The 10,979-nt window shown below is 66.9% G+C and carries 12 protein-coding genes and 1 pseudogene; 1 reads left to right on the plus strand and 12 read right to left on the minus strand.

Features of this window, described 5'->3' with window-relative positions; all coding sequences use genetic code 11:
- The 7 genes from Q8O14_12170 to Q8O14_12200 form a co-directional block, all read right to left on the minus strand.
- Positions 1 to 210, minus strand: a 210-nt coding sequence (locus Q8O14_12170) for a hypothetical protein (GenBank protein MDP2361484.1), incomplete at its 3' end; no start/stop codon positions are given.
- Between the two features lie 1,590 nt (positions 211 to 1,800).
- Positions 1,801 to 2,463 carry an SPOR domain-containing protein gene (locus Q8O14_12175; protein ID MDP2361485.1) on the minus strand — a complete coding sequence of 221 codons (663 nt, stop codon included), beginning with the start codon at positions 2,461 to 2,463 and terminating at the stop codon, positions 1,801 to 1,803.
- Positions 2,460 to 3,602 (minus strand): tetratricopeptide repeat protein, encoded by a 1,143-nt coding sequence (locus Q8O14_12180; GenBank protein ID MDP2361486.1) that lies wholly within the window; start codon positions 3,600 to 3,602, stop codon positions 2,460 to 2,462. Before Q8O14_12180 ends, Q8O14_12175 begins: the two co-directional genes overlap by 4 nt.
- Positions 3,599 to 4,021 (minus strand): hypothetical protein, encoded by a 423-nt coding sequence (locus Q8O14_12185; GenBank protein MDP2361487.1) that lies wholly within the window; start codon positions 4,019 to 4,021, stop codon positions 3,599 to 3,601. Before Q8O14_12185 ends, Q8O14_12180 begins: the two co-directional genes overlap by 4 nt.
- Before the next feature lie 34 nt (positions 4,022 to 4,055).
- Complete coding sequence (locus Q8O14_12190) at positions 4,056 to 5,486, minus strand: MiaB/RimO family radical SAM methylthiotransferase (GenBank protein ID MDP2361488.1); 1,431 nt, start codon at positions 5,484 to 5,486, stop codon at positions 4,056 to 4,058.
- A gap of 204 nt (positions 5,487 to 5,690) precedes the next feature.
- Positions 5,691 to 5,873 (minus strand): hypothetical protein, encoded by a 183-nt coding sequence (locus tag Q8O14_12195; protein ID MDP2361489.1) that lies wholly within the window; start codon positions 5,871 to 5,873, stop codon positions 5,691 to 5,693.
- Positions 5,870 to 6,211, minus strand: coding sequence for a helix-turn-helix transcriptional regulator (locus tag Q8O14_12200; protein ID MDP2361490.1), 342 nt, complete (start codon positions 6,209 to 6,211; stop codon positions 5,870 to 5,872). Before Q8O14_12200 ends, Q8O14_12195 begins: the two co-directional genes overlap by 4 nt.
- Before the next feature lie 674 nt (positions 6,212 to 6,885).
- On the opposite strand from Q8O14_12200, the gene Q8O14_12205 reads away from it, so the two are divergent.
- Positions 6,886 to 7,683: a DUF4143 domain-containing protein gene (locus tag Q8O14_12205; protein MDP2361491.1), complete on the plus strand. Its 798-nt coding sequence runs from the start codon at positions 6,886 to 6,888 to the stop codon at positions 7,681 to 7,683.
- A 146-nt stretch (positions 7,684 to 7,829) separates the two neighbouring features.
- Here Q8O14_12205 and Q8O14_12210 read toward each other — a convergent pair.
- The 5 genes and pseudogenes from Q8O14_12210 to Q8O14_12230 form a co-directional block, all read right to left on the minus strand.
- Positions 7,830 to 8,132: pseudogene (locus Q8O14_12210) on the minus strand (type II toxin-antitoxin system PemK/MazF family toxin).
- A 35-nt stretch (positions 8,133 to 8,167) separates the two neighbouring features.
- Entirely contained in the window at positions 8,168 to 8,464 is a 297-nt protein-coding gene (locus tag Q8O14_12215; GenBank protein ID MDP2361492.1) for a ribbon-helix-helix protein, CopG family, read from the minus strand.
- Positions 8,465 to 8,952: 488 nt separating this feature from the next.
- On the minus strand, positions 8,953 to 10,077 hold the full coding sequence (locus Q8O14_12220; GenBank protein ID MDP2361493.1) for a reverse transcriptase domain-containing protein: 1,125 nt from the start codon (positions 10,075 to 10,077) through the stop codon (positions 8,953 to 8,955).
- On the minus strand, positions 10,064 to 10,402 hold the full coding sequence (gene avd / locus Q8O14_12225) for a diversity-generating retroelement protein Avd (protein ID MDP2361494.1): 339 nt from the start codon (positions 10,400 to 10,402) through the stop codon (positions 10,064 to 10,066). Before avd ends, Q8O14_12220 begins: the two co-directional genes overlap by 14 nt.
- Positions 10,392 to 10,913: an HRDC domain-containing protein gene (locus Q8O14_12230; protein ID MDP2361495.1), complete on the minus strand. Its 522-nt coding sequence runs from the start codon at positions 10,911 to 10,913 to the stop codon at positions 10,392 to 10,394. Before Q8O14_12230 ends, avd begins: the two co-directional genes overlap by 11 nt.
- Between the last annotated feature and the right edge of the window lie 66 nt (positions 10,914 to 10,979).

The following is a 10,979-nucleotide window of genomic DNA, read 5'->3' on the forward strand; positions in this document are numbered from 1 at the left end:
CTTCGCAATGTATCCCGCTGCGGCATGGTAGGGAAAACCGCAGAGGGGTATGGCGTCCTCTTTGTTCTTGTTCCGGGACGTGAGCGTGATTTCGAGGACCCGGGAGGCCGTCACGGCATCCTCGAAGAACATCTCGTAGAAGTCGCCCATGCGATAGAAGAGAACGTGGCCGGGATGCCGCTGCTTGATCTCGCGGTACTGCCGCAGCATGGGAGTGCTGGTGTCGTCGGCGCGCGACACGGCGCGCTCCTCCGGACGGGCTGCCTCCTCATGCGGGATCACATGCACTCTCCTGCTGCGGGCTCATCATTCTCTCCCACCTTCTTCCAGCGAGAAGAAAGGTGGGCCAAAGAAGCGCTCTCCAAGGCATTCACGGCCCTGACCAGGTGGCCTCACGGCCGCCGTCGAACAGAGGGCCCTTTTTCCTCCAAGTCTGTCATCCAAGCGAAAGCTGGGATCCCGTTCATTCCTTCGCCTACATCTTGCGGCGCAAGCGCCGCGCCACCTTGCCACCTTTCTTCTCGCGAGAAGAAAGGTGGCGCCAAAGAAGCGCTCTCCAAGACATCACCGGCCCTAACTAGCCCGCCTCACGGCGGGCGTCGGACAGAGGGCCGCATCAGGTGAATCGACAACCCATGTTCTCGGTTCAGGCCTTCGGCCTTCACCACAGGAAATCTCCTTTCCCCTGACAGGGGGAAGGCCGGGATGGGGGTTTGCCCCAGAGTCCCTCTTTTCGGCCACGTCGCGCGTCACAATCCTGTGTCTTGCGGCGCCAGCGCCACGCTCTTGCACCTTTCTTTCTCGGGCGAAAGAAAGGTGCCCAAAGAAAGCCCTCTCCAAGACACTCAGGGCCCTAACTAGGCGGCCTCACGGCCGCCGTCGCACAGAGGGCCCTATCACCTGATGCGCCTGCCGTGGCCATTGGTTCAGGCCCTCGGCCTTCACCTCACGTGGCCATGACTCAATCCTGGCGAAGCAGCACCTGGCATGTCAATGCCCTCTTTTCGGCCTCGTCGCACGCGCCACGCCGGGACGTCGCGCGCAGCGCGGCGTCGGAGCGTATGCGCGCGCAGAGGCCGAAGAGCCGGCGCCCACAAAGTCCTCATACGCGCGACCCCGCGCGTGTCACATTCGCCGCTGGTCAGGGTCTGCGAGCCTTTTCTTTGCCCCGCTTTCTTTTCGCGAAAAGAAAGCGGGAAGAGGCGGCGCTTGCGCCGCATTGTCTTGTCGAACAGAGGGCCCTATCACCTGATTCGCCTGCCGGGGCAATTGGTTCAGCCTTCGGCTTCACCATCAAACGGCCCAACCCCTTCCAGGGCGCAGCGACGCCTCGCAGACCTGCTCCGTGTTTTCGGCCTCGTTGTGCGTCGCGACTGACCGCCGCAGCGAAGCGAAGGCGGGAAGTATGCGCGCGCAGAGGCCGAAGAGATGGTGCCCACGAAGACCTAATACGCGCGACCCCGCGCGTGTCAAAAACACCGGCGGTCAGGGTCTGCGAGCCTTTTTCTTTGCCCCGCTTTCTTTTCGCGAAAAGAAAGCGGGAAGAGGCGGCGCTTGCACCGCAATGCCTTGTCGGACGAGGGCCCTATCACCTGATGCGCCTGCCGGGGCAATTGGTTCAGCCTTCGGCTTCACCGCAGGAGACCTCCTTCCCCCTGCCAGGGAGAAGGCCGGGATGGGGGTTTGCCCCAGGGTCAAGAACTCAGCCTCGTCGCGTGGCGCGACACCCTCCCACCATTCTCCTGGCGAGTGAGAAGCGGTCAAGGTGCTCGGCCCATGCGAGAGCAGGCATCGCCAGGGCTATTCCTCCACCAGGCGATAGTCCTTGATGCGGCCGGCCTCCCGCAAGGCGCGGGCGGTCCGTTCCGCCTCCCGACGGGAGGGCGAAGGCCCCAGCCGCGCCTTCCACAGGCCACCCTCCTGGACCACCCGCCCCTCCAGCGGCTGTGGGTCCAGCTGGCGCAGGACGGCCCGGGCGGCCGCCTCCGTCGAGAAGGCGCCCACCTGGACCCACCAGCCACCGGCGCCGGCCGGCGCGACCAGGGGACAATCGAAGGGATGCCCCCGCAGGGCGGCCAGTTCGGCCGAGCGGCGGACAAGGGAGTCCCGCATCTCCATCACGCAGAAGTATTCGCAGAGGATGGCCAGGGCCTCGCCCCGCATCCAGTCCGGCGCCGGCAGGCGGGTGAGGCGCCGCATGTCGCGCAGGACAAGCTGCACGTCGCCCTGCTCGAGGGTGGCCGCCAGCAAGGTGCCCGCCTCGTCGCCGGCGGTGGCCCGGCGGATCGCCTCCCCGTCGCCCGCCTCCCAGGTCGCCCGGTCCAACCCGGCGAAGGCCGCCAGGGCAAGGAGTGGCGCCAGCAGCAGTGAAACACCCCGCCGCGGCGGGGTGCATCGATGGACCGTGGGAAGCGCGCCCCAGGCAGGGCGTGTCGGGCCGGTCATGGCGGTGGGCGCTCTCACTTCTCGCCGGGCCGCTCCAGGGTGTCCCAGGCGTGGCAGGCCGGACAGCGGAAGTGGAAGTCCTCCCCGGCCTGGCCGCAGGCGCGGCATTTCCAGATGCGGGCCCTCTGCATGAGACGGTCCGCCAGGTTGACGGTGAAATCGACCAGGCGCTGGGTCTGCCCGGCGCGCGCCAGCAGTCGGATGAAGAGACGGGCCAGGCCGAGGTTGTCCGGCACCTTCTCCAGTCCGCTCTCCAGCACGCGGATCGCCTCATTGAACTCACCCTTGCGCTCGTAGAAACCGGCCAGGGCCAGATAGGCGTCCGGCCGCTCGGGGCGGGATTGGATGACGCGGGAATAGAACCTTTCCATTTCGCTGAAGCGGCCACGGTCGAAGTAGACGCGTTCCAGCCGATCGAAGACCAGTTCGGCGCGGTCCGGGCATTCGAGAGGCAGCTTCTCCCAGTACTGGATTGCCTCGTCCACGCGATCCTCGGCGAGGTAGGAGTCACCCATGAGGATGTAGGCCGCCGCCGAAGCGGGGTTGAGCTTGAGCGCCTCCTTGACCAGGATGCGCCCGGGCCGGCCGTGTCCCTCCTCCATTCTCTTGCGCGCCTGCTCCACCAGGATCTGGGCGCGGCGCGTGTTCTGCTCGCGGCCGCTGACGCTCTCGATGCGCTTGAGCGTCTCCAGCGCCTCCTCCCACTGCTCCTGTGCCTCGAAGAGGTCCAGCCGCACGACGAGGGCGGCCACGTTGCGGCGGTCGGCCTGCACGGCACGCTCGCAAGCCTCCTGCGCCTCGCGCAGCCGGCCCATCTTGCGCAGGTCCTTGGCCAGCTCCAGATGGATGCGGGAGCGGTCTACCCCGGAAAGGCCCTCGCGCACGGTCAGGTCGGTGTGGATCTTGATGGCGCGCGGCAGGTCGCCCAACTCGCGGTGGACTCGACCCAACTGCTCGTAGGCGCGGATGTTGTCGCTGTCCTGCTCGGCCGCCCGCTTGAAGCAGCGCGCCGCCTCGCGCCAGTCCCGCCGCACCATCGCCTCCAGGCCGTCCACGAAGGGATCGCCCCCCTCGCCCGTGTCCCGCTTGCGCACCCAGCGCCATGCCAGCAGCAGCACGGCCAACAGGGCCACCAGGAGAATCAGGATGTCGATCATCGCTCGGGGTTCCTCGCCTGGGCCATGGCCTCGTCGTCCAGCTCGTAATCGTAGGGAGGCAGGTTCAATTTGCCCGCGCGGGCAGGTTTGGCCGCGGGCGGGGCGTCGCCCTCCAGCTCGCCGTCATCCAGGATGGCCTTGTTGCGCAGGGAGGTCAATTCCTGCTTGAGGTCCCGGTTGACCCGCTCCAGATGGTGGATGCGGCGGCGGAAATCCAGGGAGCCGAAGAAGGCCACGATGGCCCACAACACGATGCCCAGCGCCACCGCCAGCAGGACGACAACGGCCATGCTGATCGGGCCGGTGTGGTAGACAGGAATGGCGGGAATGCGCAGGCTGACCTGTTCCAGGTTGAGGGCGGCAAAGATCACGGCGTAGATCATCAGCAACAGGGTGATAAGCCAGCGAATGAACCACATCTCTCACCTCGCGATTTGGCGCGAAGGCGGCGCGTCAGACCGGCCGGCCTTCCACATGGGTGACGACGCCCCGGAGGGTGAAGGAGCTGACCTCCGCCACCCGCACCGTGACCAGGGTTCCGGCCGGCCAGCGCGGGTCCGCGGGGACCACCACCACCCGGTTGCAGGTGGTGCGGCCCATGAGTTCAAGGTCACTCTTTTTGCTGGGCGATTCAATCAACACTCCGTAGGAGCGGCCCAGGCAGGCGGCCGCCTTTTCATCCGTGATGCGCCGCTGCAGGTCCACCAGGCGGCGCAGGCGGCGCTTCTTCCCGGTGGATGGCACGTCGTCCGCCCACTTGGCGGAGGGGGCGCCCTCGCGCGGGCTGTACTCGAAGGTGAAGGCCGAGTCGAAGCGCACGCGCTCCACCAGCCTCAGGGTGTCCTCGAAGTCCGCCTCCGTCTCGGTGGGAAAGCCGACGATGATGTCGGTGGAGAAGCCCATCTCCGGCAGGGCGGCGCGGGCGCGCTCCACCAGCCGGGCGAAGTCCTCGTGGCTGTAATCCCGGCGCATGAGCCGCAGCACGCGGTCGTTGCCGGCCTGCATGGGCAGGTGCATGTGCTTGCAGACCTTGGGGTTATCCGCCATCTGGCGGATCATCGCCTCGCTGAAATCCTTGGGATGGGGGCTGGTGAAGCGGATGCGGTCGATCCCATCCACCTCGGCGACCGCGGCGAGCAGCTCCGGGAAGCGCGCGCCGTCGGATTGTCCAGCCGCCAGGACGGGTGCCCCGGGCAGGCCCCGGGCAGGCCCCGGGCCGGTGTCCAGTTCCCCATCCAGCTGGGCCGGCCGCCACTCCGGATCGCGGTAACTGTTGACGTTCTGGCCCAGCAGGGTCACCTCGCGGAAACCCTCCGCCGCCAGGCGGCGGCACTCCTCCACCACGCTGGCCACGCTGCGGCTGCGCTCCCGGCCGCGGGTGAAGGGCACGATGCAGAAGCTGCACATGTTGTCGCAACCCCGCATGACCGTCACCCAGGCGTTGGGTCCGCCGCCCCGGCGGGGATAGATCTCGTCGTAGTTCTCCGTCTTGTCCCGCCGCGTGAGGATGATCTGCGCCTCGCGCCCCACCACCAGGTCGCGGATGACGCCCGGCAGCTTGCGGTACTGGTCGGGACCCATCACCAGGTCGACGTGGGGCAGGCCGGCGGCGATCTTCTCCGACAAGTGCGTGCTCATGCAGCCCAGCACCCCCAGGATCATGTCGGGGCGCTCCTGCTTGAGCCGCTTCCAGCTGGCCAGCTGGCCGATGACCCGCTGCTCGGCGCCCTCGCGCACGGCGCAGGTGTTGACCAGCACCACGTCGGCGCCCTCCAGCCCCTCCTGGATGGCGTGGGCGTCGTCCTCCAGCAGGCGGGCCACCAGCTCGCTGTCGGACACGTTCATCTGGCAGCCGTAGGTCTCGATATAAACCTTGAGGGACACGGGCTTCCTCTCCCTTCCACATAGCTTGGCACTGGACTCCGCTCTCGTCCTTGCGCCACCTGCCCGTACTCGAGTCTCGAGGATGAAGGCTGAATCAGCTACCCGTCCTGTGATTCCACTTGAGAACGACCCGCCTCCGCCGGCGGGCCGCACAGTGTAACGATTGAGGGGACGCGAGGGGAGGAAGTCTGCCCGATGCGTGGCTCAATGGGCCGGGCCGGCACGCTGGAAGGTCGGCGCCGTCCCGCCCGCCAGCCAAGCTGTGGCATAGCTGAAGGCGTGCAGATCGCGGCCGCGGACCGCCTCCACGTGCAGTGTCCCCAGCCGATGCGCGCCACCCAGTTCCACCCAATCGGCCCAGATCTCAATGTCCCGGGGCCCGTTCATGGGGCATCCCCGGCGTCTTTCCGCGCCTGGGAGGCGGGTGGCCGGGCCCGTTGCCGCAGCTCCGCGTCCTGCAGACGGCGTCCCAGTTCCTCGTCCTGGGCCACCAGGGTCAGGTCCTTGTCCAATCCCAACACATGCAGAACGTTCAGGAAAACGCCCAGGGTGACGCTGGTCTCGCCCCGCTCCAGGGCCCGCAGGGTGGTGCGTGACATGCCGGCCCGTTCGGCCACCTGCTGGGCTGTGAGTCGCCTGCGCAGGCGGGCTTGGCGCAGACGCCCACCGAGGGCTTGCAGGAGCCGGCGCTGGGCCGGCAAGGTGGTGGAAGTCTTGGGTGTCATGGTCAACAGCTTGGCCATTATCGGCGACAATGGCCAGTGTATTGACCAAATGGGATCTAAACCCAGTAACCTTCGAAGGATCCGACGCTCCATCCACCCCCCCGTACCGCAGCCCCCTGCGCCCAGCCAAAGCTCCATCAACGCCACCGCCCTACGGGTCGTCGGTCGCGGGCGGATTGCAAGGAATCCGCATGCTCCGCCGTCAGCAACCCAGCAATCTGGACTTCCCTCACGCCTTGATCGCAATTCGATCGATTTGCCACGACTTCCTGAAGGAATTCGATCCATTTGCCATTCCGCAACCGACAACCCGGAGGAGACATGTGGATTCTCCGTGGCCTGCAACCCCGGGCGCAGGCGGCCTTGCAGCCGGGCCGCGTGGTGGTCCTGCTGGGCGCCCGGCGCACGGGCAAAAGCTCGCTGATGCGGCGGCTGATGGACCATTGGCCGGGGGCGTGCCCTGGTGTTGAACGGCGACGATCTGGCCGTCCAGCAAGCCCTTGCGGAGCGCACCGCCATTGGGCTGGGCAATCTGCTGGGCTCTACGGACCTGCTGGCCCTGGATGAGGCCCAGGTGGTTCCCGGGATTGGCGCCATCCTGAAGCTGCTGGTGGACAGCCGGCCGGATGTAGCCGTGTTGGCCGGGATCATCCCGTTTCGATCTGGGACGCAGCGTGGGCGAACCCCTCACCGGCCGCAGCCGCCACCTGACCCTCCATCCCCTCGCCCAGGCGGAACTGGGACCGTTGGAGAACCACATGGAGACCGGGGCTCGCCTGGCCACACGCCTCGTCTACGGCGGCTATCCTGACGTGGTGACCGCCGGCGACGACCGCACACGCCAGGAGTTGCTCATCGAGCTGGTCAATGCCTACCTCTTCAAAGATATCCTGCAGGTGGAAGGCCTCCGCCGTGCCGACAAACTGAGCCGATTGCTGCAACTGCTGGCGATGGAGATCGGCGCCCAGGTCTCGGTGCAGGAACTTGGCTCCCAACTGGGCTTGAGCCGCGGTGTGGTGGAGCGCCTGTTGGACCTGCTGGAGCAGTGCTTCGTCATCTCGCGCCTGGGGGGCTTCAGCCGCAATCTGCGCAAGGAGATCAGCAAAACCTCCCGCTGGTACTTCTTGGACAACGGGGTGCGCAACGCCCTGCTGCGGAACTTCAATCCGCCCTCGCTGCGCGAGGACCTGGGCGCCTTGTGGGAAAACTACCTGGTGGTGGAGCGCCACAAGGGCCTGGACCTGGCGGGCCGGCATGTCAACCGCTGGTTCTGGCGCACCCACGACCGGCAGGAGATCGACCTTGTGGAGGAGGAGAACGGCCGCCTGTCCAGCTGGGAATTCAAGTGGAGCGCCCCGCGCCGTGACAGCGTGCCCAGCGCCTGGCGCATGGGCTATCCCAACGCCGGGTACCAGGTGATCCACCGCGACAATCACCTGCCCTTCATCATCCCCGACGGTCCCACGACCTGAGCAGGCCGCCCGCCGCGGCGGCGCTATGGGCGGAGGGGGCGCCCGCGTCGTGGATCGTGAGGCGTTCGCCGAAGGCCTGGTGGCTGGCGCGCACCGCGCCGCTGTCCCAGATGCCCAGGTAGCCGAGGCCGCGCCCTGGCAGGCAACTATGGGAGGCCCAGCACCAGCCGCAGCGCGTTCTCCACGGCGCACAGCTCAGCGGCGCTGAGCCGGGTCAAGGGACCCTCCCCCAGGCGCCGCCGGTCAATGGTGCGGGGCTGGTCGGTGAGCACCACGCTGTCCTGGAGCAGCCGGTCACGGGCGCCCAAGCGGATGAACAGCTCGCCCGCAGGCATGGTCATCGTGCTCAAGGGCAGGACGACGACCAGGGGCGTGACGGCCTCGGACAACTCGTCCGCCTGGATCACCAGCGCCGGACGGATCTTGCCCAGTTCCTCGCCGCGCGCGGGATTGAAGTTGGCGACTCACACCTCGCCGCGGCGAATCATCGCCACCATCCTTGGTTGTCGGGGCTTGGCGAAGTCCGCGCCGGACCAGTCTCCTCATCAAAGCCGTCATCCAGGGTCTCCTCCGCCCGGGCGAGCGCCTCCCGGCGGCTCGCCGGATCCCCGTAGGCCCCTTGCAATTCCGCCACCGCGCCAGCATAGCGGCGCTGGCGCTCGGCGCCAGCCAGGTACTCCAACAGGGCTTGACGGACCAACTGGGACCGCGTCCGGCCGCTTCGCCGGGCCTCCGCCTCCAACTCGCCCTCCAGGGCCTCGCCCAAGCGCAGACTGATCATCACGCCACCTGCAAGTCATTTCGTATTGCGATTTGTGGGCGGATTGTACTACTCCCCGCAAGACATGTCAAGCCGGCGCTGGCGGGAGCCTCCTGCACGGCCGGTCATCCGCTCCCGACCTAGCGCCAGGCCGTGGCTTCCACCCAGGCATCCCGGATCAGTCGCACGAGTTGCCGGTCTGCCCAGGCCCCTGCCGCGGCGGGTGCCACCATCTTCGGCGGATGGGTGGCGCGCCCCACGGCCGCCCATTCGCCCCAATCCGTTGGTGAGGATTTGGGTGATCTGTGGGAAAAAGACTTGGTGGTGTGATGGATGATCGGCGGAGAGGCTACTTCGGCTGACATGGCCTGGGAGTATGACGGGGGTGCGTCAGCACCCCCGTCACTCTTTGCCGCCACGTGGCGGGCGGGACGGTCATCGGGACCCCTGTTGGAAATCGTGGCAATGCCACGCGGCCGCGGTGTCCGTGAAGACCGCGGATCAGCCGCTCAGGGGTGCTGCAGAGACGGAAGCCGTTGTTGTTGTTCGTGTTCGACGGGTTGTTGTTGTTGCGATTGGCGCATGGCAGGTTGGTCGCGTTGTTGTTCCAACTGCCGCCCCGTATGACACGGTTGGAGCCGCCTGAGATGATCGCCCTTGAAGATGTCCCTCCTCAGATTCAGACTATTCCAGGCGCACAGGTTCGCCAGCACGCTCTGGGCGCAGGCCGCAAGCTCGTCCTGGGTCTTCCAGCCCTGACGGCTTTCCCATTCCCGTCTTGCCAAGCCGCACAGGCTGCGCTTCAGATTCTCGCGGCGCAGGCGGATCGTGCCGGCAAAAATGCGCGTGCCCAGGAAAGACAAGCCGTGACGCCGCTGGTTGAGACGCGTGGCCTTCGCCTTCAGGGTCAGACGCTGGTGTTCCCACAGCCAGGCCTCCAGGCGCGGCAGCAGGTCCTTCAGCGCCTGGCGGTCGTCGTGGAAGAGCACGAAGTCGTCCATGTAGCGGACGTAGCCCGGCACCCGCTCCTCGTGGAACAGCCAATGATCGAAGCCGTCCAGGTAGACGTTGGCCAGGAACTGGCTGGTCAGGTTGCCGATGGGCAGGCCGGGGTGTTGTGGATCGCAACGCAGGATGCGTTCCAGCAGCGCCAGCAGTCGTTCGTCCGACACCTGGTTGCGCAGCAGGTCCATCAGGATGTCGAGGTCGATGCTGGCGAAGTAGGAGCGGATGTCGCTCTTCAAGTACCAGCGGTGCTGGCGCAGCAGGCCTTGCGCGCGGCGCACGGCCCGATGTGTGCCCTTACCCTTGCGCGTGGCGTAGGAGTCCTCGATGAAGCTCTCCTCGTAAAGCGGCTCCAGCACGGCCACCACGGCGTGGTGCACCACGCGATCGCGAAAGGGCGCCTCGGCGATCAACCGTGGCTTGGGCTCCCGCACGGTGAAGGTGCGGTAGCCGCCGGGCTGATAGGTGTTCGCCACCAGTTCGTCCTGCAGACGCAGCAGCTCCTCCTCCAGGTGGAAACCGAAGGCCAGACAGGCCTCCGAGCCGCCAGCGCCGCGCCGTGCCCGTTCCCAGGCCCGTAGCAAGCCGCTGAAGGATACGACCTCGTCGAAGAGCTCAACCGGTGGCATGCTTGAGCCAGCCTCCCGTCATGCGACCGGCCTCCAGCAGCCCCCGGGCGGCGAACTCGTACTGGGCGTCGCTCAGGTAGTGGCGACGATGGCAGAGGCGCGTCAGCACGCGCAGTTTCTCCAATGTCAGGTTGAGGCGCTGCAGGATCGGTGCGCGCTCCTTGGTGTAGGTCGCCTCGATGATCGCTTCCAGCACGTCCAGCGCCAGGTTGGCCATGCGCTGGCTGATGGTGAAGCGGGCGTCCTTGGGGAAGCGCTCCAGCCGGTCCAGCAGCCAGTCCAGGAAGCGGTTCCAGTGCGTGAAAAGGGGCAGCTCATCCGCCATCGCTCACCTCCGTTGCCGGCTCTTGCGCGGGTAACTCCACGGGCGGCGGCGCGGCTGCTTGGCCCTCCTCCCGCAGCAGGCCAAGCAGCGCCTTGCCGTAGCGCGCCAGTTTGCTCTTGCCGATGCCGCGAATGGAGCGCATCGCCTCCAGCGACTGCGGCCGCCGCCGCGCCAGTTCTTCCAGCTCGCGGTTGGTGGCCACCACGTAGGCCGGCAGTCCCTGTTTCTCCGCCACGCCGAAGCGCCATTCCTTCAGGCGCTTGTAGGTGGCCGTCTGCTCGGCGTCCAGCCATTCCGGTAGCGCCTCGCCCTGTGCAGCCTCGTCGTACTCCACCCACACCGTCCACCAGGCCTTGCCTTTCCAGGCAAAAAACTCGGCCCGTTTCTGCGTCACGCTGCGCGTGGCGCAGAAACGGTTCAAATCCTCCTCCTGGAACAACTCGCGTTCTGCATCAAACGAAAGGGTGAAAATCCTCACCGGCAACAGGCTATGCCACCGGCAGGTTTCCATCCCACCTCGCCGCCGCTTCGCTCGGGGCGGGCGGGACGGAAACATGCTCTCCAAAGGGTAAAAGGG

It is taken from the genome of bacterium (assembly GCA_030685015.1).
Taxonomy (GTDB): Bacteria; CAIWAD01; CAIWAD01; order CAIWAD01; family CAIWAD01; genus CAIWAD01.

Excerpts from the sequence above, each read along its gene's own strand:
- Q8O14_12180 (MDP2361486.1), bottom strand. The coding sequence starts at position 3,602 with ATGATCGACATCCTGATTCTCCTGGTGGCCCTGTTGGCCGTGCTGCTG.
- Q8O14_12185 (MDP2361487.1), bottom strand. The coding sequence starts at position 4,021 with ATGTGGTTCATTCGCTGGCTTATCACCCTGTTGCTGATGATCTACGCC.
- Q8O14_12195 (MDP2361489.1), bottom strand. The coding sequence starts at position 5,873 with ATGAACGGGCCCCGGGACATTGAGATCTGGGCCGATTGGGTGGAACTG.
- Q8O14_12200 (MDP2361490.1), bottom strand. The coding sequence starts at position 6,211 with ATGACACCCAAGACTTCCACCACCTTGCCGGCCCAGCGCCGGCTCCTG.
- Q8O14_12215 (MDP2361492.1), bottom strand. The coding sequence starts at position 8,464 with ATGATCAGTCTGCGCTTGGGCGAGGCCCTGGAGGGCGAGTTGGAGGCG.
- Q8O14_12220 (MDP2361493.1), bottom strand. The coding sequence starts at position 10,077 with ATGCCACCGGTTGAGCTCTTCGACGAGGTCGTATCCTTCAGCGGCTTG.
- avd (MDP2361494.1), bottom strand. The coding sequence starts at position 10,402 with ATGGCGGATGAGCTGCCCCTTTTCACGCACTGGAACCGCTTCCTGGAC.
- Q8O14_12230 (MDP2361495.1), bottom strand. The coding sequence starts at position 10,913 with ATGGAAACCTGCCGGTGGCATAGCCTGTTGCCGGTGAGGATTTTCACC.